This window comes from Luteitalea sp. TBR-22 (assembly GCF_016865485.1).
GTDB lineage: Bacteria > Acidobacteriota > Vicinamibacteria > Vicinamibacterales > Vicinamibacteraceae > Luteitalea.
The window spans coordinates 4,668,845-4,689,629 of record NZ_AP024452.1; the positions used below are offsets into that span (position 1 = coordinate 4,668,845).

The following is a 20,785-nucleotide window of genomic DNA, read 5'->3' on the forward strand; positions in this document are numbered from 1 at the left end:
ATTTTCTACACCAGGTGTTTTATAAATGCCACTCGCAAGGCACGGGAGTCGGGAGTCGGGAGTCGGGAATCGGGAGTCGACGCGCTGCGCTGCGACTCGGGTTGCCCGCAGCCTGTCGCCTGTGGCCTGCTCTACGCCCATGTCCCTACTCACGCCCGAGGAGTTGGCTGCCCTGGCGGCCATCGACAGCCCCACGGTCGCCAACGCCATCGAGCGCTTCAAGGTGCGTCGGCGGGTGGATGGCTATGCCGACCGCGACCTGCGGTGCGCGTTCCCGCACTACGGCACGATGCTCGGATACGCGGTGACGTGTACGGCCGACAGCACCACCGAGGGCCGGGCCGACGGAGCGGGCCTGCTCGGCCTGTGGGCAGCGCTCGAGGCGGCGCCCAAGCCGGCGGTGCTGGTCATCAAGGACGTCGGGCCCGACCCGCGCAAGGGGTGCCACATAGGCGAGATCATGGCCACCACCGCCAAGGCGCTCGGGGCGGTGGGCTGCGTCTCCGACGGTGGGCTCCGCGACGTGAAGGAGGTGGAGTCGCTGGGCGGCTTCCAGTACTTCTGCCCGGGATTCGTCGTGTCGCACGGGCAGCCGGTCATCCTCGACGTCAACGTGCCGGTCGAGATCCACGGCCTGCCGATCGCGCCGGGAGCGCTGTTGCACGGCGACGTCAACGGCCTGGTGGACATCCCGCTGTCGATCGCGGCGGAGGTGGCCGACGCCTGCCAGGCGGTACGCGTCGAGGAAGGCGCCCTGCTCGAGTTGATCAAGGCGCCCGGGTTCTCGGTCGAGAAGTTGCGCCAGTGGAAGCTGACGCACTAGCGGTGCCGGGAGTCGGGAGTCGGGAGTCGGGAGTCGGGAATCGGGAGTCCAGGACGGCATCAGTCCTGGACCCCGCGCCGAGACGATCAGCCGTGTCTCATCGACTTGCCCGTCGCGGTCGCGGCGTCGCGGACGGCAGCGATGATCTGCTTCTGCATGGCCTTGTCGCGCAGGCGCATCTTCGGCAGCGACAGGCTGATCGCGCCCACGACGACGCCGTCGGGCCCGGCAACCGGGGCGCCGAAGCAGCACCCCTCGAGCACGCTCTCCTCGGCGTCGACCGAGAAGCCCTCCTTGCGCACCCGTTCGTATTCCTGCTTGAGCACGACCTCGTCGATGATGGTGTGCGCGGTGAAGCGATGCGTCCCGTAGCTGCGCCGCAGCCGCTCCACCACGTCGTCGGGGAGGTGGGCGGTGATGGCCTTGCCGAGCGAACTGGCGTGAGGGGGGAGGATGCGCCCCACCGTATTGGCCATGCGAATCAGCTGCGGGCTGTCCAGCGTGGCGACCACCTCGATCCGGTTGTCGAAGTGCATCGCCAGCGTGATGGTCTCGCCGAACTCGCGGCTCAGGGTCCGCATGTGCGGCATGGCGGCATCCACGAGATCGCTCACGCGCATTCCGTCGCCCCACACGCGCAGGTCGGCCGACAGCGCGTACGCGCCCTCGGCGGACCGATCGACGTAGCCCGAGACCTCGAGGGTGTGCAGCAGGCGGAACACCGAGCTCTTGGCCAGGCCCACCCGCGCGGCGATGTCGGCCAGCCCGAGCGGCGCCTCGGACTTGCGCAGCACCGCCAGGATCTCGAGCGCGCGGCCGATCACCTTGGAGTAGTACTTGTCGTCGCGGACGCGGGTCGTCGCCTTGCGGGTCGCGACGGTGGGACGGGAACTGCGGCTCGGCATCCGGGTCCCGTCATTGTAGCGCCCACGTCCCAGCGCCTCGAGCCGAAACCCTCAGCCCCTTGTCGAGACTCCTGATGCGATCCCTGGTCCTTGCCGCCCTGTTGCTCGCCATGCCCCTGCTACCGGCCGCCGCCCAGGCGCCCGCCCCCGTGACCACGCGGGTGTTCGGCCCCGAGACCGCCACCGGGCCCTACAAGCACCCCGCGTGCCTGACCGAGTTGGCCAACGGCGACCTGTACCTGGTGTACTACGGCGGGCAAGGCGAGTATGCGCGTGACACCACGGTGTTCGGCGCCCGCCTGAAGGCCGGCACCAGCACGTGGAGCACGCCGGTGCCCGTGGCCCACGACCCCTTCAGGTCGGTCGGCAACGGCGTGATCTGGCAGGCCCCCGACGGCCTCGTGTGGCTGTTCTACGTGGTGCGCTACGGCGACACCTGGGGCACCTCGCGCATCCAGGCCAAGGTGTCGCGCGACCTCGCCGCAACGTGGTCGGATGCCTTCCCGGTGGCCCTCGAGCCGGGGATGATGGTGCGCAACCGGCCGATCGTGCTCGCCGACGGGTCGTACCTGCTCCCGGTCTACTTCGAGGACGGCCAGGACACCGAGCAGGTGGGCCCGAAGAGCACGTCGCGTTTCCTCCGCTTCGATCCGAAGGCGAAGGCGCCGGCCTGGGAGTCGCTCGGCGAGATCCGCTCGCCACGCGGGAACATCCAGCCGGCGGTCGTCGAGGTCGCGCCAGGGCACCTCATCGCGTACTCGCGCCGCGGTGGCGGCTACGGCCCGACCACCGATGGCTGGCTCGTGCGGGGCGAGTCGACCGACGGCGGCCGCACGTGGTCGGAGGGCCGCGACTCGGCCTTCCCGAACCCGAACTCCGCCGTGGACTTCCTGAAGCTGTCGTCGGGGGCGCTGCTGCTGGTCTACAACGACCACATGTGGAAGCGATCGCCGCTGATGCTCGCGCTGTCGGACGACCAGGACCGCACCTGGCCCGTCAAGCGTGCGCTGGCCACCGGCGAGAACAGCTTCGCCTACCCGATTGCCTTCCAGGCCCGCGACGGCCGCATCCATGTGGTCTACACGTCGGACGAACGCAAGGTCATCAACCACGCCATCGTCACGGAGGCGTGGATCCGGGGGAAGTAGGGGCTGGGCGCTGGTCAGGACTGGCGGCGCCGTGGCGCCGCTATACTTCCGGGGTGTCTGCTCCTGCCGTCGCGCTGCACGGCGTGTCCAAGCGCTTCACGCTCTACCACCAGGGCGGGAGCGGCCTCAAGGAGCGGCTCGTGGGGCTGGTCGGCGGTCGGCGCGAGGCGCGCGAGACCTTCTGGGCGCTCCGCGACGTCGGCTTCTCGGTGGATCGCGGCGAGACGCTGGGCCTGATCGGCCACAACGGCTGCGGCAAGAGCACGCTGCTCCAGATCATCGCGGGCATCCTCGAGCCCGACGAGGGTCGCGTGGAGACCAGCGGCCGCATCACGTCGCTGCTCGAGCTCGGCGCCGGCTTCAGTCCCGACCTGTCGGGGCGCGAGAACATCTTCCTGAACGCCTCGCTCCATGGCGTGGCCTCGAGCGTCATCCGCGCGAAGTTCGACGAGATCGTCGCGTTCGCCGAGCTCGGCCGCTTCATCGACACGCCCGTCCGCAACTACTCGTCGGGCATGTACATGCGCCTCGGGTTCTCGGTGGCCGCGCACCTCGACCCGGAGATCGTGCTCGTCGACGAGGCGCTCGCGGTCGGCGACGAGTCGTTCCAGCGCAAGTGCCTGCGCAAGATCCAGCAGTTCCAGGCCCAGGGCGTCACGGTGATCATCGTGTCGCACGACCTGCTCCTGGTGGAGCGGCTGTGCACGCGCGCCTGCCTGCTCCAGCGTGGCGAGCTGTTGGCGATGGGCCCGGCCGCCGACGTGATCTCCCGCTACCACCAGATCGCGGCCGCCAGCGGCGAGGTGGCCGGCGAATACCGCTGGGGCTCGCGCGAGGTCGAGATTCCGCAGGTGCGCCTGCTCGACGCCGCTGACCAGCCCGTGACCAGCCTGCAGACGGGCGAGGCCCTGACGATCGCCTTCTCGTACCGGGCGGCGAGGCGGGTGCCGCGCCCCGTGTTCGGCCTCGCCGTGTACCACGAGGACGGCACCCACCTGACCGGCCCGAACACGCGGACCGGCGGATTGGTGATTCCGGAGGTCGAGGGAGACGGCGAGGTGCGCTACAGCATCGACCACCTGCCGCTGTTGCCGGGGCGATACGTCGTGTCCGTGTCGGCCTACGACTACCACCTGGTCGAGCCGCTCGATCACCGTGAGCGCGTCGCGACCTTCACGGTCACCGAGGGCGGCACGCTCGAGCGCTTCGGCAAGGTCACCCTCGGGGGGACCTGGCGACTCGTGCCGGCCCCGGCCCGGGAGCCCGTCGGCCCGTGACCGAGCGCCGCCTGGCCGCCATCGTCCATGGCGCGCGCTGGCCTGAGGGGGACGCCGAGGCGGCGTGGCGCGACCGCCTCGCCCGCGCCTTCGGTCACCCGGTCGAGGTCATCGTCGCGCGCGAGGACCACGCGTCACCACGGGGCGCGGCGGCCCTCATCCACGCCGCGCTCGGCCGCGCGGTGGCGGCGCAGGTGCTCGTGCTCGACGTGCACGCGCAACCCTCCGACGCCACGCTGCGCGCGCTGGTGCAGGCGCTCGGCGAGCACGCGCTCGCCGTCGCGCACGATGCGCCGCACACGGCCGGCGACGGCCGCCGCTGGCAGGATCGCTGGCTCGCTGCGCGCGAGGCCGCCCCGCCCGTCTTCGTCGCCGCGCCGGCGTGGGCGATCGACCGGGACGCGGTGGTCGGCGCCGGTGGCGTGGACCCTTCCCTCTGGTGCCACGGCGTCGTCGAGGACCTCGCTGCGCGACTGGCGCGCCGCGGCGGACGCACTGCCTGGCTCGCGGGGCCGGTGCCAGTGGCTGCCGAGTCGTACCCGCTGACGCCCGACCTGGACGCCTTCCTGCGCTGGCGCAACGGGCTGCGCCTGGCGTTCGCTCACGCGTCGGCCGACGCGCTCGGGGAGACCCTGCTCTTGCCGGTGCTGGGGCTGCTGGCCTCCGCCTGGCGTGCCACCGGCCTCGACGCGCGGCACATCGCATTCGGCGGCGACTGGGGACGCGCGTCGCTGGCCAGCAAGCTGCGCACGCGCCTCGGCGGTCCCCCTCCCGACCGCATCTGGCCCGCCGACGAGGCAGCAGCAGCCGTTCCCCTGGCGGCGCTCCAGGCCTTCACGCTCGAACTGCCGGAACTGGCGCGGGAGCGGCTGGCAGCCGGCCTCGAGCGGGTCGAGCCGCAGCCCATGGCGACCGCGGCATCTCTCGCGGTCGACGCGACGCGCCCCGATGGCGATGCCACGCAGCCGCGGGTGTCGGTGATCGTCGTCAACTGGAACGGCCGCGAGCACCTCGAGGCGTGCTTTGCGTCCCTTCAGGCGAGCGAGTACCCGTCCGATCGGCTCGAGCTGATCTGCGTGGACAACGGCTCGAGCGACGACAGCGTCGCGTTCATGACCGCGCGGTTTCCCGGCGTGCGCCTCGTGCCGTTGCCGGAGAACCGCGGCTTCACGGGCGGCAACGAGGCCGGCGTCGGGGTCGCGACGGGCGACGTGCTGGTGTTCGTCAACAACGACATGCGCTTCGAGCCGTCGTTCCTCGCGCGGCTGGTCGGCGGGCTCGGGAGGGACGCCGCCTGTGCCGGCGCGCGCGTGATGGCCTGGGACGGCGGGCACATCGATTTCGTGCGCGGCACCGCCAGCTTCGAGGCGCGCGGCTACCAGGAGCAGTACGGTCAGCCGTACACGCCCGGCATGGCGCTGGCCGAGTCGTTCTTCCCCAACGGCGGCGCCTTCGCCGTGACGCGGCAGGCCTACGACGATGCCGGCGGCTTCGACCCTGCCCTGTTCGCGTACTACGACGACGTGGACCTCGGCTGGCGGCTCCGCATGGCGGGCCACGCGATCCGCACGGTGCCCGACGCGGTGGCCTTCCACCGGCACGGCGCCACGGTCCGCACGCAACCGCACGCCCACAAGCGCTTCGTGCTGGCGCGCAACGCCCTGTGGATCGCCCTCCGGAACTACGACGACCGCACGCTGCCGCACGTGCTGCCAGCGCTGCTCCTGCTCGCCGGCCTGCGGGTGGCCCAGGATCTCGTGTGGCTGCGCACGCCGCTGCACGCCCGCCTGCGCCCCTGGCTCGAGCCCTCGCGTCGACACCCGGTGCCCGCCAGCGCGTACGAACCGACGCCCGACTCCGCTGCTCCCTCGCCGGCTCGCGTGCTGGCGCAAATCCCGGTGCCTGAACTGGCGGCGATCGGCGCGACGCTCGACGACATGCCGCGGCTGCTCGCGCTTCACGACGCGCAGCAGCAGCGACGACGCGTGCCCGACAGCGAGGTGCTCCCGTACCTCGGGCGCCCCTTCGACGAGCTCGACGGACGCCGGACGTACCGGCTGGCGCAGAAGGCGCTGGTCGAGGCCCTCGGGTTGCGGGCCAGGCTCGGCATCCGACCGCACGTGCTGTTGATCACGCACGAGGCCCTGCGCACCAACATGTCCGGCCCGGCGATCCGCGTGCTGGAGATGGCGCGCGCCCTCAGCCGGGACGCGCGCGTCACGGTGTGCGCGCCCGGGCCGATGGAGATCCGCGACGACCGGGTGGCACTCGTCCCGTTCGATCCGGCTCGCCCGGCTGTCCTGAAGGCCCAGGCCGAGACTGCCGACGCCGTCGTGGTGCAGGGCTTCGCGCTGAACTCCTACCCGTTCCTGTCGGCGCTCGTCTGCCCCATCGTCGCCGACCTGTACTGCCCCTTCACGATCGAGCACCTCGAACAGCAGCGCGCTGCAGGAGGCGCCGTGCCGCCTGCACACGAGCAGGAGGCTGCGGCCATCCTCTCGGTGCAGAATGCGCAACTGCAGCAGGCCGACTTCTTCCTCTGCGCCAGCGAGCGGCAGCGTGACTTCTGGATCGGCGCGCTGCACACCGCCGGCCGCGTCAACCCGCGCACCGTCGCCCGCGACGCCGACCTGCGCACGCTCATCGACGTCGTGCCGTTCGGCCTGCCGTCCGAGGACGTCCACGAGGCTGCGGCGCGGGCCCGCGACGCCCGGCTGGCCCGGGGAGCGTCCGGCGCCGTCATGAAGGGCGTGCATCCGGCCATCCGCGAGACCGACCGCGTCCTGCTGTGGGGCGGCTCCCTGCTCGACTGGCAGGACCCTGAGACGCTCATCGCCGCGGTCGCCACGCTCGCCCGGACCCGCGACGACGTGAAGCTGTTCTTCATGGGCGTCAAGCACCCGAACCCGCAGGTCAAGCCGATGGCGGTGGTCGAGCGTTCGCGTCGCCTCGCCGAGTCGCTCGGCGTCGCCGGCACGCACGTGATCTTCAACGACTGGGTGCCCTACGAGGAGCGCGCGCTCTACCTCACCGAGGCCGACCTCGGCGTGAGCACGCACCACTGGCACCTCGAGACGCGCTACGCGTTCCGCACGCGCATGCTCGACTACCTGTGGGCGCGCCTGCCGATCGTCTGCAGCGAGGGCGACCACTTCGGCGACCTCGTGCGGGCGCGCGGACTCGGGCGGGCCGTGCCACCCGGCGACGCCGAGGCGCTGGCCGGCGCCATCGCGGAGATGCTCGACGCGCCGGCCGCCCGCGACGAGGCGCGTCGCGCCCTCGCGCAGGTGGCCGACACGCTCACGTGGGATCACGTGGTCGAGCCGCTGCGGCGCTGGTGCGCCGAACCGCAGTTCGCCGCCGACCGGGAGCAGGAAGTCGTGGCGTTCCGCGCCCACCTGAACGAGAGCTTCAAGGCGTCGCGCTGGCTGAAGCGCACCGCGCTCAGCCTCGGCGTCAAGGAAGCCGACGTCGAGGCGCTCAAGCGCTGGGGCCCGGTGCGGGCCGGCATGTCGATGCGCAATGCGGTCGCGATCAGCCGCGCCCGCAGGAAGGCCCGTCGCGCGTGAAGGTCAGCGTGATCGTCGCCGCGCGCGACAGCGCGGCCACGCTCGGCGCGTGCCTCGACGCGCTGCGCGCCCAGGACTACCCCGACGTCGAGGTGATCGTCGTCGACGACGGGTCCACCGACGACACGGCGGCGATCGCCGAGGCCGGGGGCGCCCGGGTCGTGCGCACGCCCGCGGTCGGCGCGTCAGCGGCCCGCAACCTGGGGATCGAACTGGCGCGTGGCGAAGTGGTCGCGTTCACCGACGGCGACTGCGTGGCCGAGCCACGGTGGGCGCGCGCGCTGGCCGAGGGCCTCGAGTCTTCCGGGGCGACGGGGATCGGCGGCCGGCAGGTGAACGTGTTCCCTGCCGCGCAGGCGTGGCTGCGCGACGGCTTCGAGGCGTTCTTCCGCGCCGCGTCGATCCTGAGCGACTACACGCGCGGCGACGACCGCCCGCGGCAGGTGCGGCACAACGCCAGTTGCTGCAGCGCCTACCGCACCGAGGCGCTGCGTCAGGTAGGCGGCTTCAGGCCGGGCCTGTGGCCCGGCGAGGACGTCGACCTCGACCTGCGCCTGACGCGCAGCGGCGCGACGCTGTACTACGTGCCGTGGGCCGTGGTGCACCACCATCGGCCCGGCACGTTCGCGTGGTTCCGTCGCATGATGCGTCGATACGGCGGCGCGGAGAGGCGCCTGGTCCGCCTGCACGGACGGGCGCGCGCGGTCGACTACGTGCCGATCGTGACGACGACGGCCGTGCTGCTGCAGCTGCTGTGGCTGTGGCCCGCGGCGCACGCCGCGCTGTTCATGGGGCTGGTGCTGGTGGGCCTCGGCGGCCTCGGCGTGCTGACGTCCACGACGCCGGTGCGGCTCTGGCCCTTGGTGGTCGCCTTCGGGGTCACCGCGATCGTCGAGTGGCACGTCGGCTGGTGGACCGCGCCTGGAGAACCCGCATGACGGCGCCCGATCCGATCATCGAGCAGGAGCGCGCGCACGAGAACGCCTGGTACACGCGCGCCCTCGAGGAGCGCTTCTTCGAGCGGGAGGGCTTCCGGCAACTCGTGGCGTGGAACGTCGCGGCATTCCGCCGCCAGGTCCCGCTGCGGCGTGACATGCGCCTGCTCTCGATCGGCGCCGGGCTCGGCGACTACGAGCTCGCACTCGCGCCGCTGGTGGCGCACATCACCGCCGTGGAACTCTCGGAGACGGCCACGGCGACGGCGCGCCAGCGACTGGCCGCGGCTGGCCTCGACAACGTCACGGTGATCACGGGCCCCATCGACACGCAGGCCTTCGACCGCGCATCCTTCGACGTCGTGTACGCGATGGGCGTGTTCCACCACTTCCTGCCCGAACAGCGGCGTCGCCTGCTGGCGCAGTGCCACGACTGGACGCGCGCCGGCGGCTCGTTGTACGTGCGCGATCCCAACGCGCGGGGCCTGCTCCGTCGGGTGCTGGAGGGCTGGTTCAGGCGGCGGAGCACGGTACACGCCGAGCAGGAGGCCTCGCTCGATCCGCTGGCCCTGCGCGAGGAGGCGCTGGCGGCCGGCTTCCGCGACCCGCGGCTCGACTACATCGACGTGATCGGCGGTCCGCTGCCCTGGCTGGTGCGCAGCGACTCGCGCCTGCTGTGGCGCGCGGTGTTCGCCGTCGATCGCGCCTGGCTCGCGATCCCGGGCTTGCGTCGCGCGGCGTCGCAGTTCGCGCTGGTGGCAAGGCGATGACGCGTCGGGAGGAGCCGGGCACCGGGCACCGGGCGACGGGCACCGGGGAACCGCAGGAGGCAGGCACCGGGCAGCGGGCACCGGGCACCGGGGAACCGCAGGAGGCAGGCACCGGGCACCGGGCACCGGGCACCGGGGAACCGCAGGAGTCGCGCAGCGGGCACCGGGCGACGGGCACCGGGGCAGCGCCGGAGGTGGGCTCCGGGCAGCGGAGTCCGGGCACCGGGGCAGCTGCGGCCCATGGGCCACAGGTTGCCCGTGGCGGCACGTGGACGGCGACGCGCAAGGCGTTGCTGCCACTGCTGGTGGTGATGCTGGCGTGCCTGCTGGCGTTGTTCGAGCGCGAGTGGCGGCATGGCGAGGTGTTCTCGCCGGCCGACCTCGTGTTCCAGTTCTACCCGTGGGCGCACGACGCGCCGCGCACGCCCGCTGCCAACCCGACGCGTTCCGACGAGGCCTTCTATCACCAGCCGCTGATGGCCACGCACTTCGCGCGGCTGCGTGGCGGCGAGTGGCCCGACTTCGACGACTCGCGACTGGCCGGCGTGCCGGCCTTCTTCCAGGGGCTCGACGTCGGGCGCGCCTTCTCGCCCTTCAGCCTGCCCTTCTACCTGCTGCCGGCCGAGGACGCCGTCAACTGGTACGGTCCGCTGCGCTTGCTCGTCGCGGCGCTGGCGATGTGGCTGTTCCTGCGTGATCTCGGCGCCGGGGCGATCGCGGCGGCGCTGGCTGGCGTGGCATACGGGCTCAACGGCCACTTCCTCACGTGGCTCAGCGCGCCGATGCCGACCGTGGCCGCGTGGCTGCCGCTGGTGCTGCGGCAGGTGCGTCGGTGCGCGCGGGGCGGCGGCATCCGCGACGTGGCCGGACTCGCGCTCGCCACCGGCGCGCTGTGCCTGGGCGGCTACATGGCCACCACGCTCGTGTGCCTGTTCGGCGCCGGCGTCTACGGGCTCGTCGAGCTGTGGGCGGCGCGGGTGAACGACGAGGAGACCGTCGACCAAGGTCGACGGCTACACGAAGGCGAGGGTCGACGGCTACCCCGAGGCGAGGGTCGACGGCTACGCGGAGGAGAGGGTCGATGGCCACTCCGGCGCTTCGGCGCCCTGGTGGGCGGTGGCGTGCTCGGCCTCGCGGTCGGCGCAGTGGCCTGGTGGCCGATGGTCGCGGCCCTGCGCACCTCCCCGGCCGGCGCGCGGGTCGTCTCGGCGGAAGGTGCACCCTGGCCGAATCTCGCCACGCTCGCGCTGCCCGACTTCTGGGGCTCGCCGGTCCGCGGCAACTGGTGGCACCCGGACCCGTCGGCCAACTACCCGGAGCACGTCGCGTACTTCGGCATCGTGGTCGCCATTGTCGCGGGGCTGGCGCTGGTCGCGCGGTTGCCGCGCCCCCTGTCGATCGTGCGGTGGACGTTCGTCGGACTGCTGGTCGTGGCCCTCACGCGCGCCTACGGCGGGTTCCCCGGGCGGTGGCTGCTGGTGTTGCCGGGACAGGCGCAATCCAATCCGTTCCGCTGGTACGCGCTGGCCGCCTGCGCGCTCGCCGTGCTGGCCGGGCTTGGCCTGCAGGCGTGGCTCACCGAAGCGGATGGTCGTCGACGGCTCCGCCAGCTCGCCGGCCCGACGCTGGTCGCCGGCGCGCTCGCGGCGGTCACGGCCGCCGCGCTGCTGGCGTTGCTGCCCGACCTTCGTGCGCGCAACCTGCAGGGATTCGAGCGTGCCCAACTGCTGCGGCTCGCGCTGATTGCGGGCGCCACGCTGCTGCCGGTGTACGTCGGCGCGTGGGTGCGCGATGCCCGCGTGCGCATGGCGTGCGGCCTCTGGCTGGTGGCGCTGGCGGGCGCCGACCTGGTGCAGGCGCATCGCGGCTTCAACCCGACGGTGCCGCGCGACCGCTACTACCCCGAGACGCCGACCCTCGCCTGGCTGCGCGAGGAAGCGGCGAGCAGCCGCGTCGCGCCCGTGGACACCGCCGGCGACCTCATCGAGGGCCACGTGTGGTCGATGTACGGCATCGATGTCGTCACGGGATTCGACTACCACGGCGACCCCGCCTATCAGCGCTACATGCAGCTGGCGCAGCATCCGCCCGGTGAGTCGGTGGCTCCCCGACCGGCCGCGTGGGACTTCGTCGGCCTGCGGCGCGAGACGCTCGACCTCCGCATGCTCGGTGTGCTCGGCGCACGCTACATCGTCGCGCCGCCCCTCGACCTCACGCCGCGGGCCGGCGGCTACGTGCCCATCGGTCCGGTTGGCGACGGCACCGTGGTGACCCTCACCGTCCCCGTCCGGCACGATGGGCTTCGGGGCATCGACCTGCTGACCGCAACCCACGGGCGAAGGAACAAGGGCCGATGGCATTACACGGTCACGCACGCCACCGGGGGCAGGCTCGCGGCGGGTGTGATCGAACAGGCGGCGCTGCCCAACACCGAGTGGTGGCGCCTCACGTGGACGCCGGTGCAGGCCTCGCGCAACAGCAGCATCACCGTGACGATCCGCGGCGAGGGCAGCGGCCCCGACGACAGCGCCACGATCATGGCCACAGCAACGCCGTCGGCGCTGGGCACGACCTTGACGATCGACGACCGGGCGGACCTCCGGACGCTGTGGTTCCGCACGTTCTCGACCGCGCCGGACCGGTTCGGCGAGGCGCCACTGGTCCGCGCCGGAGACCTCAACGTCTACCGCAATCCGTACGCGCGGCCGCGGGCCTGGTTCGTGCTCGGTGACACCGTGGCGCCGGCGTCGAGCCACGCCGCCGCCATGCACGCCGGGCCGTTCGAGCCCGCTCGTCACGCCTGGGTCGACGGTCCGCCGTCGCACGAGCCGAGCGCAACCGCCCGCGTGACCTCGGTCAGCCTCGACGATGACACGCGGACCATCGGCGTCGACGCCCCCGACGGCGGACTGCTCGTGATTGGCGACCGGGCGCACGCCGGCTGGGATGTCACCGTCGATGGAAGGGCTGTCCCCTGGCAGGTGGCCGATGGCGTGCTCATCGGTGTCGGAATTCCGCCAGGGGCGCGGACCGTGGTCCTGCAGTTCCGCCAACCCTCCGTACGTCCCGCGCTCGGCCTTTCCCTCCTGGCCCTGTCTGGCATCGCCCTTGCGGTAGTGGCCAGCAGCAGGCGGGCACGACCTTAGGGTCGGTCCCTCTCCGCCTGCCGTGGTCCGGTGCTGGTGTCCACCGGACCCTCCCATCCGAGCAGGCGCGCGTCCCGTCACGTCGGGCCCCGGCCGGCAGCCAGACACCTTGCGCCCGAGTGGCGCCAACAGAAATGTATTTCCAGGTGCGATTCTCGTCGTTGGTCGTGCTGCTCGGCCTGGTCGCCGCGACCTCGGCATCGGCGCAGACCCTTCGTGTCAACGGCTCGGCCTCGGTGACGGTTGCTGCGGCCCCCGATTACGCGGCCGAGGCCAAGGGCGATCCCTGGGACTTCGACAAGGCGAGCGACTACGTCTACACGTACTCGCTGGGCGCGACACAGGCATCCTACGAGTACACCGCGTGGCAGCCCTACCCGACCGTCAGCGGCGGCGTGTTCAGGGGCGTCGCGCGTGAGTCCAAGCCATCGCTGCAGATGCTCTTCGGCGGCGTGCCCGGTGCGATGAACGCGGCGCAGGACACGGGGCTCAGGACACCGATCGACGCGACGCGGTACCGGGTGCTGTCGTTCCGCGTGAAGCGCTCATGGGCGGGGAGCACGAACGAAGTCCTCGGCGTGTCGTGGGAGAAGGGCCGCAGGGGCGCGTCTGCGGCGGCCGCGATGCTGATTCTCGAGCAGGGACACAACAACGACACGGCGTTGTGGGCCAACCAGATGCCCGTCGCCGTGCAGGGCGCGGCCAACGAGTGGCAGGTCTTCAGCATCAGGCTCGACGACCCGAAGAACCTCGTCCCGTTCTGGTTCGACAACGGCACGCCCTGGAGCGGCCAGGTGATGGGACTGAACCTCTCGCCCGGAACGGCGCCCAGCGGCGGCACGGTCGAGTACGACTGGGTGCGCCTCACGGCGCCACGCACCGTGCGCCTCGAGTGGCAGGGCATGGGCGGCAACGTGATCGTGACGGCCACCAACGGCACCGACACGTTGCAGGTGTTCCCCGTGGACCTGCCGGTGCTGCCCACGTCGCAGCGACCGCACGCTCGTGCGGCGACCGGGGCCTTCCTCGACAACAGCGCGATCGACTGGGACTACGGCCACCTCACGCCGGGCACGTGGACGATCACGGCCACCGGGCCGTCCGGGAGCCGGCAGGTCACCCTGGTCGTCGACGCCAACCCCTTCTTCACGGTGCTGAACCCCGATGCGACGGGGGGCCAGGACATGGCCACCACGCTCATCGGCGACCCCTGGGATCTCGCCAACCGCGAGGACGTGTTCCGCTTCAGCAACCCGGCGTCGGCGCTGCACGACGTCCGCGGCGGCCAGTTCACCCCGCAGGGCCTCACCGGCACGGCGTTCGTGTCGGCGGGCACCCAGAGCGACTCGCAGGTGCGCCTGTTCGACGATGACCTGGGAGCCAGGTTCGCGCTGACGCCGACGCAGGCGCAGCGCTATCACCGGCTGACGTTCACGATCGACTACGACGTGCCCGTGCAGCCGACCTTCGACCCCCTTGCTCCCGCCCCCTTCCTCGAGGATATCAGTGCCAGCGGGCGCAAGGGCGTCGGCGGCATCATGCGCCTCGTCTGGCGCACGGCGGCCAACCGTGGCGGCGCCTTCGCGGTGTCGTGCCCGATCGTCGTGCAGGACGGCGGCCCGCGCACGTACACGCTCGACCTGACGGCGTACACCACGGCCAACCCCGCCTGCGACAGCGAGACGTTCGCGACCCTGCCGGGTGGCAGCGCGTGGGGCGCCCTCGCCTCGGACCTGACCAACTTCCGTCTCGACATCAACGAGGGCACCCTCGACACCCCCTTCACGCTGTCGAACGTGAAGCTGGCCGCCGATGACGAACCCGACGCCGCGGGCCGGTTCGTGGTGCAGTGGTCGGCCGGCGACGCGCGCTACGGCGCCAACCCGGCCACGGCCAACGGCTCGGTGGCGATCTACCTCGACAGCGACACCAATCCATCGTCGAAGACCCTGCTTGCGAGCAACCTGGCGGCGGCGAGCGGCGCGTACACGTGGGACCTGGCGTCCACGGCGGGCGGCGTGGCGCCGGGTACCTACTACGTGTACGTCGAGATGACCGACACCGCCGGCTACAGCTTCGGCAAGTACGCCACCGGCCCGCTGCAGGTGACACGCGCCTACGAAACGCCGATGACGCTCGGTCAGTGGCAGACGTTCTACGGCCTCTCCAACATGTCGGCCGACACCGACGGCGATGGCGTGACCAACCAGGCGGAGTTCGACGCCGGCACCAGCCCGCAGATCGCCAACCGGGCCGAACTGGCCGAGGGCTCGACGGGCTTCTTCCAGGAGCGCGTGGCCATCGCCAACCCCGAGAACCGCTCCGCGATTGCCCGCGTGACCGTGCTGTTCGGGCAACGCTCCGACCTGGGCGAAACCTCGGCGCCGCAGCCCATCGTCGAGGAGATTCCGCTGGCGGCCTACGCCCGCCACACCATGAACCTGAACGCCTTCGCGACCGCCACCTACGGCGGGCAGGGCCGGCCCGTGTCGGTGGTCGTCGAGTCGCTGCGCGGCGGCGTGGTCGTCGAGCGCACCATGAGCTTCGGCGACGGCTGGGGCGGCCACACCGGCAAGGCGCTCAACGCGCCATCGAAGACCTGGTTCCTCGCCGAGGGCGCGGCCAACGCGTTCTTCCAGACCTTCATCCTGCTGACGGCCACCGGCACGGTGGCGCCCAAGGTGACGGTCGACTTCCTGCTCGAGGACGGCACCGTGGTGTCGATCCCGTCGGACTTCGCGTCGGCGCCGGCGCGCCTCACGCTCTGGGCCAACGAGATCTGCGCCCCGGGCACCAGCGGCGCCGGGTGCCAGCGCGTGCTGGCCGGCAAGGCCTTCTCGACCCGCATCACCGCCGACCAGCCGATCACCGTCGAGCGCGCGATGTACTTCAACCGAGGTGGCCGCACGTTCGAGGGAGGACACGCGTCGGCGGCCGTCACCGCACCGGCCACGCGGTGGTTCGTCGCCGAGGGCGCGACGGGGCCGAATTTCGACACATACCTGCTGATCGCCAACCCCGGCACGACCGACACGGTGGCGACGGTGCGGTACCTCACACCCGAGGGGGCGTACTCACGGACGTACGGCGTGAAGGCCAACAGCCGGCTGACGCTGTTCGTGGACGGCGAGTTGAGCCAGGTGTCCGGGCGCGACGCCATCGGTACGCAGATCGACGTGTCGGCCGAGGTGTCGGCGCCCCAGTCCATCGTCGTCGAGCGCGCGATGTACTGGTTCGGGTCGTACCTGAACTGGACCGACGCCCACAACAGCGCCGGGGTCACCACCACGGGCACGAACTGGGCCATGGCCGAGGGACAGAACGGCGGCCCTCTCGCCTACAAGACGTTCGTCCTCATCGCCAACCCCTCGGCGTCGCCGGCGACCGTACGACTCCGGTTGCTGCGCGAGAACGGGAAGGCGGCCATCACGTCGAGCACGTTCACGGTGCCCGCCAACTCGCGGTTCACCTGCTACGCCGGGCAACCCGGCGCGTGCCAGGACGCCTTCGCGCAATTGCAGGACGGCGAGATGTTCGGCATCAACGTCGAGAGCACCAACGGCACGCCGATCGTCATCGAGCGGGCCTTGTACTGGGACGGCGGCGGCGAGGTGTTCGGCGCCGGCACCAACGAGACGGGGATCCGGATCAAGTAGGCCCAGGGCTCAGGACTCAGAGAGCTCTCTGAGCCGTGAGCCCTGAGTCTTGAGCCCTGCCCCCAGGGCGCACAGGCGGTACGCTGTAGACCGTGCGTCCCCCTGTCTCGGTCGGCGTCGTCACCTATCACCCGGACGCGCTCCTCGCGCGCTGCGTGGCGTCGGTGCGGGCACAGGCCTACGACGGCGCACTGACGCTGCACGTGTGGGACAACGCCTCGACGCCCGCGTCGCGCGCCCTGATCGAGCCGCTGACCTCGCCGGACGAACACACCTTCTCGGAGGCCAACCTCGGCTTCTCCGGGGGACACAACGCCCTCATCAGGCGGTCCACGGCCGCCTATTACCTCTGCCTCAACCCCGACGCCGTGCTCTCGCCCGGGTACGTCGCCGAACTCGTGGCAACCCTGGAGTCCAACCCGACCGTCGGCTCTGCCACCGGTCGGTTGCTGCGCCTGGACGATGACGCGGTTCTCGACTCGACGGGGATCGTGATGACTCCGGACCAGCGCCACCTCGACCGTGGAGCCGACGAACCGGCAGCGGGCCACTACCTCGGCGGGCCGGAGCCCATCTTCGGGCCGAGCGGCGCGGTCGCCATGTATCGGCGGGAGATGCTCGAGGACGTCGCCTGGCGAGGCGAGTACTTCGACGAGGCATTTTTTGCGTATCGAGAGGATGCAGACCTCGCGTGGCGTGCACAGTGGCGCGGCTGGGGCAGCCTGTACGTGCCGGCAGCGGTGGCCTGGCATCGGCGACGAGTCACGCCCGGGCGGCGGTCTATGCTCCCGGCGGCCATCAACCGATACTCGGTACGGAATCGCTTCCTCTTGCGGCTGAAAAATCAGTCGGCCGGCCTGGCGTGGCGGTTCGCCCTGCCGGGGCTGTGGCGGGATGCCCAGGTGGTCGGGTACGTCCTGCTGAGGGAGTGGACGTCGCTGCCGGGCCTGTTGGACGTGGTTCGACTGCTGCCGACGATGCTCGTCAGGCGTCGGCACGTTCTTGGCAGGCGACGTGTCCGTTCGGCGGAGCTTGCGCGTTGGTTCGAGAAGGGACGCCCTGGACAGAGCGGCGTCACCAAAGTCACCGACACCCCCGGATAGGGCGCGCGCCGTGTATTGCGGCGGCCTGCGGCCCTGTCCGACAATAGGCGCGGACGTGGCACAGACGCACACAACCAGGCGGCAGGAGGGCGACACGGCATGATTGCCGAGCGCGCGCGCCTCATCAACGGCGCCTATGTCGTGAGTGACACGCTGGCGACGGTGCTGGCGCTTGCCGTGGCCTACACGCTGCGCGGGGTCGTGCCCGGCGACAGCATGCCGTTCCTGTCGGGGAGCCTGCCACCCTTCGCGTGGTACCTGCCCGTCCTCGGCTGCATCCTGCTCACCTGGCCGCTGGTCTTCTACGCCCTCGGCCTGTACGGCCGCCAGGGACGCACGCTCAACTCCGAGGTCTCGACCATCCTCGGCGCGGTCGCGGTCGGCGGCCTGCTGGTGATGGCGTTCATCTTCGGCGCCCGCCAGGCGCACGTCATCAGCCGGCCCGTCATCCTGCTGTTCCTGCTACTGGACTTCGCCTTCGTCGTCGGCTTGCGGCGCTTCGTGCGGGCGCTGCTCCTCGGCGGCGGGATTCACCGGCGCATCATCGTCGCCGGCGGGCGGCGGGAGGCCGAAAGCGCGGCCAACCTCGTCAACGCGCACCGGGACTGGGGGCTCGAGATCGCCGGCCTGGTGACCGACGGGCGCTGGGCGGCCGCCGATGTCACCACGTTTCCGGTCCTCGGCACCTACGCCGACCTCCCGCGCCTGGCGCAGGACCAGCACGCGGGCGAGGTGCTGTTCGCGCCAGCCACGGGCGAACTGGCCGACCTGCAGGCGCTGTCGCCGATCATCGCGCGGCTCGAGGAGCAGGGCACGATGGTGCGCGTGGCCATGGACTTCCTGCCGCGCTCGTCGTCGCGCCTGAGCTTCGACCAACTGGGCGACGAGTTCCCGCTCGTGACGTTCTCGCACGCGCCTGGCGCGGAGGTGCGCCTGGCCGTCCGTCGCGTCGCCGACGTGGTGCTCGCGGCCGCCCTGCTCGTGCTCCTGAGCCCGTTGCTGCTGCTCATCGCGATCGGCGTCAAGCTGGCCTCGCCCGGTCCGGTGCTGTTCCGCCAGGTGCGCTGCGGCCTGCACGGCCGACGCTTCACCTTCCTGAAGTTCCGCACGATGCGGATCGACGCCGAGCGGCTCAAGCCGCTGCTCGAGCCCTTCAACGAGATGGACGGGCCGGCCTTCAAGATGACCAACGACCCGCGGGTGTTCCCCTTCGGCGGGTTCCTGCGCCGCACGAGCCTCGACGAGCTGCCGCAGCTCTGGAACATCCTGCGCGGCGACATGAGCTTCGTGGGGCCGCGCCCCTCGGTCGTCGAGGAAGTCAACCAGTACGAGCCGTGGCAGCGCCGCCGCCTGAGCATGAAGCCGGGCCTCACCTGCCTCTGGCAGATCAGCGGTCGCAACGAGCTCACGTTCGAGGAGTGGATGCGGCTCGATCTCGAGTACATCGACAACTGGTCGCTGTGGCTCGACGTCAAGATTGCCTTCAAGACCATCCCCGCCGTCCTCCTCGGCCGCGGCGCCAAGTAGGTGAATCCCGCCGACCCGCTGGCCCACGCACAGGCGCTGGTCACCAGCGCCCTGGCGGCGCGGACCGGTGCCCGGGTCGTCGAAGCCGGCTGCGGTGCGCGCTCGCACCTGGCCTACCCGCCCGGTGCCCGCGTGGTCGGCGTCGACCTGCTCCGATCCCAGCTCCAGCGCAACACCGACACGCGGCTGCTGGCGCAGGGCGACGTCGCGGCCCTCCCGATCGCGAGCGCCGTTGCCGACCTCGTGGTGTGCTGGGACGTGCTCGAGCACCTGCCCGATCCAGAGGCCGCGATCGGCGAGATCGCGCGTCTGGTGCGGCCCGGCGGCCTGGTGGTGCTGGCGTTGCCGAACATCCTCTCGCTCAAGGGTCTGGTCACGCGCTTCACGCCCTGGTGGTTCCACGTGTGGGTCTATCGCCGCGTGCTCGGCGATCGCACGGCCGGGACCGACGCGTTCGACCAGTTCCCGACGGCCTTCCGGTTCGTGCTGCGCGCCGGCGGGCTGCGGCGACTCGTCGCGGCACACGGACTGCGTGTCGAGGCGCTGCACCTGTACGAGGGGCCGGTGCCGACGCACCTGCGTCGCCGCCACCGCGCGGCCGACGTGCTGCTCACGGCGGCGAGCATCGGGACTCGCGCGGCAACGCTCGGGCGCTACGACACGACGCTGTCGGACATGATCGTGGTGGCGTCGCGGCCGGGATCGGACAACGCGGCATGACCCGTCCCCGCCGCCTGCGCATCCTGGGGTCGCGTGGCATCCCGAACCGCCATGGCGGCTTCGAGGCGTGCGCGCAGCACCTCGCGCCCTGGCTGGTCGAGCGCGGCTGGGAGGTCACGGTGTACTGCCAGGAAGCACCGGGCACGCCACGCCGTCAGGACGCGTGGCGGGGCGTGCAACTCGAGCACGTCCCGGCGCCGTGGGACGGCGCGCGCGGCAGCCTCTGGTTCGACGCGTGGTGCGCGCGGCATGCCGCCCGTCACGACGACCTGCTGCTGACGCTCGGCTTCAACACGGCGGTGCTGTTCCCGTGGTACCGGCTGCGCGGGCGCACCCACGTGGTCAACATGGACGGCGTCGAGTGGCGCCGCGGAAAATGGTCCCTGCCGGTGCGGGGCTGGTTCTGGGGCAACAGCTGGATTGCCGGGTACTCGGCGACCCACCTCATCGCGGATCATCCGGGCATCGAGTCGATCCTCGCGGCCCGGGGCTGGGCGCGTCGCGTGACGATGGTGCCGTACGGGGCGGCGCGGGTGGACCACGCGCCGGTCGCGCCGCTCGACACGTGGGGACTCTCGTCGCGCGGCTACGGGCTGGTGATCGCCCGTCCCGAGCCCGAGAACTCGCTGCTCGAGATCGTGCGGGCCTGGTCGGCCGCCGCACGCGCGTATCCCCTCGTGGTGCTCGGCGCGTACGACTCGACGCACCCCTACCACGCGGCCGTGCGTGCCGCCGCCGGCCGCGACGTGATGTTCCCGGGAGCGATCTACGACGAGGCCGTGGTGCAGGCCCTGCGGCACCACGCGCGCCTCTACGTGCACGGCCACACCGTTGGCGGCACCAACCCGTCGCTGGTCGAGGCGCTCGGCGCCGGGTCGCCAGTGCTCGCGCACGACAACCTCTTCAACCGGTGGGTAGCCGGCCCCGGCGCGCGGTACTTCGGCAATCAGGGCAGCTGCGCGGCGCAGTTGGCGGCAGTGCTCGACGATGCTGCCGCGCTTGACGCGATGCGAGCAGCCAGCTACGCGCGGCACGCCGAGGCGTTCACCTGGGAGCAGGTGCTGCCGGCCTACGAGGCCGTGCTCCTGGCAGCGCTGGCAATTTGAAATTTGACATCATCTGAAATTCTCGGCGGCTCGGCCTCACGGCCTTCGCTCGCGCGCAGCATCCCGAGGCGAGTGGCCGAAGGCCCTCGCCCGTCAATTT

General features: G+C 71.6%; 13 protein-coding genes. 12 read left to right on the forward strand and 1 reads right to left on the reverse strand.

Features of this window, described 5'->3' with window-relative positions; all coding sequences use genetic code 11:
• Positions 1–139 precede the first annotated feature (139 nt).
• A complete protein-coding gene (locus TBR22_RS19665; protein ID WP_239489534.1) occupies positions 140–823 on the forward strand; it encodes an RraA family protein in 684 nt (227 codons plus the stop codon).
• Positions 824–909: 86 nt separating this feature from the next.
• Here the strand turns inward: TBR22_RS19665 and TBR22_RS19670 are convergent, their stop codons facing one another.
• Positions 910–1,728, reverse strand: coding sequence for an IclR family transcriptional regulator (locus tag TBR22_RS19670; RefSeq protein WP_239489535.1), 819 nt, complete (start codon positions 1,726–1,728; stop codon positions 910–912).
• A 74-nt stretch (positions 1,729–1,802) separates the two neighbouring features.
• On the opposite strand from TBR22_RS19670, the gene TBR22_RS19675 reads away from it, so the two are divergent.
• The 11 genes from TBR22_RS19675 to TBR22_RS19725 all read left to right on the forward strand — a co-directional run bounded on the left by TBR22_RS19675 (position 1,803) and on the right by TBR22_RS19725 (position 20,685).
• On the forward strand, positions 1,803–2,876 hold the full coding sequence (locus TBR22_RS19675; protein WP_239489536.1) for an exo-alpha-sialidase: 1,074 nt from the start codon (positions 1,803–1,805) through the stop codon (positions 2,874–2,876).
• Between the two features lie 53 nt (positions 2,877–2,929).
• Positions 2,930–4,153 carry an ABC transporter ATP-binding protein gene (locus tag TBR22_RS19680; RefSeq protein ID WP_239489537.1) on the forward strand — a complete coding sequence of 408 codons (1,224 nt, stop codon included), beginning with the start codon at positions 2,930–2,932 and terminating at the stop codon, positions 4,151–4,153.
• Positions 4,150–7,722, forward strand: a complete 3,573-nt coding sequence (locus TBR22_RS19685; RefSeq protein ID WP_239489538.1) for a glycosyltransferase — start codon at positions 4,150–4,152, stop codon at positions 7,720–7,722. Before TBR22_RS19680 ends, TBR22_RS19685 begins: the two co-directional genes overlap by 4 nt.
• Positions 7,719–8,660 (forward strand): glycosyltransferase family 2 protein, encoded by a 942-nt coding sequence (locus TBR22_RS19690; RefSeq protein WP_239489539.1) that lies wholly within the window; start codon positions 7,719–7,721, stop codon positions 8,658–8,660. The genes TBR22_RS19685 and TBR22_RS19690 overlap by 4 nt, the downstream gene beginning before the upstream one ends.
• Complete coding sequence (locus TBR22_RS19695; RefSeq protein ID WP_239489540.1) at positions 8,657–9,427, forward strand: bifunctional 2-polyprenyl-6-hydroxyphenol methylase/3-demethylubiquinol 3-O-methyltransferase UbiG; 771 nt, start codon at positions 8,657–8,659, stop codon at positions 9,425–9,427. The genes TBR22_RS19690 and TBR22_RS19695 overlap by 4 nt, the downstream gene beginning before the upstream one ends.
• The gene (locus TBR22_RS19700; protein WP_239489541.1) at positions 9,424–12,573 is read left to right on the forward strand and encodes a YfhO family protein; all 3,150 of its coding nucleotides are present in this window, start codon (positions 9,424–9,426) and stop codon (positions 12,571–12,573) included. Before TBR22_RS19695 ends, TBR22_RS19700 begins: the two co-directional genes overlap by 4 nt.
• A 146-nt stretch (positions 12,574–12,719) precedes the next feature.
• A complete protein-coding gene (locus TBR22_RS19705) occupies positions 12,720–16,229 on the forward strand; it encodes a hypothetical protein (protein ID WP_239489542.1) in 3,510 nt (1,169 codons plus the stop codon).
• Between the two features lie 92 nt (positions 16,230–16,321).
• Complete coding sequence (locus TBR22_RS19710; RefSeq protein WP_239489543.1) at positions 16,322–17,332, forward strand: glycosyltransferase family 2 protein; 1,011 nt, start codon at positions 16,322–16,324, stop codon at positions 17,330–17,332.
• Positions 17,333–17,431: 99 nt separating this feature from the next.
• The gene (locus TBR22_RS19715) at positions 17,432–18,859 is read left to right on the forward strand and encodes a sugar transferase (RefSeq protein ID WP_239489544.1); all 1,428 of its coding nucleotides are present in this window, start codon (positions 17,432–17,434) and stop codon (positions 18,857–18,859) included.
• Positions 18,860–19,579: a class I SAM-dependent methyltransferase gene (locus tag TBR22_RS19720; protein ID WP_239489545.1), complete on the forward strand. Its 720-nt coding sequence runs from the start codon at positions 18,860–18,862 to the stop codon at positions 19,577–19,579. It begins immediately after the preceding gene.
• Positions 19,576–20,685 carry a glycosyltransferase gene (locus TBR22_RS19725; RefSeq protein ID WP_239489546.1) on the forward strand — a complete coding sequence of 370 codons (1,110 nt, stop codon included), beginning with the start codon at positions 19,576–19,578 and terminating at the stop codon, positions 20,683–20,685. Before TBR22_RS19720 ends, TBR22_RS19725 begins: the two co-directional genes overlap by 4 nt.
• The last annotated feature ends 100 nt before the right edge of the window (positions 20,686–20,785 follow it).

What these genes read in the sequence shown, in the direction of transcription:
- TBR22_RS19665 (WP_239489534.1), top strand. Translation starts at nt 140, where the DNA reads ATGTCCCTACTCACGCCCGAGGAGTTGGCTGCCCTGGCGGCCATCGAC.
- TBR22_RS19670 (WP_239489535.1), bottom strand. Translation starts at nt 1,728, where the DNA reads ATGCCGAGCCGCAGTTCCCGTCCCACCGTCGCGACCCGCAAGGCGACG.
- TBR22_RS19675 (WP_239489536.1), top strand. Translation starts at nt 1,803, where the DNA reads ATGCGATCCCTGGTCCTTGCCGCCCTGTTGCTCGCCATGCCCCTGCTA.
- TBR22_RS19695 (WP_239489540.1), top strand. Translation starts at nt 8,657, where the DNA reads ATGACGGCGCCCGATCCGATCATCGAGCAGGAGCGCGCGCACGAGAAC.
- TBR22_RS19700 (WP_239489541.1), top strand. Translation starts at nt 9,424, where the DNA reads ATGACGCGTCGGGAGGAGCCGGGCACCGGGCACCGGGCGACGGGCACC.
- TBR22_RS19715 (WP_239489544.1), top strand. Translation starts at nt 17,432, where the DNA reads ATGATTGCCGAGCGCGCGCGCCTCATCAACGGCGCCTATGTCGTGAGT.
- TBR22_RS19725 (WP_239489546.1), top strand. Translation starts at nt 19,576, where the DNA reads ATGACCCGTCCCCGCCGCCTGCGCATCCTGGGGTCGCGTGGCATCCCG.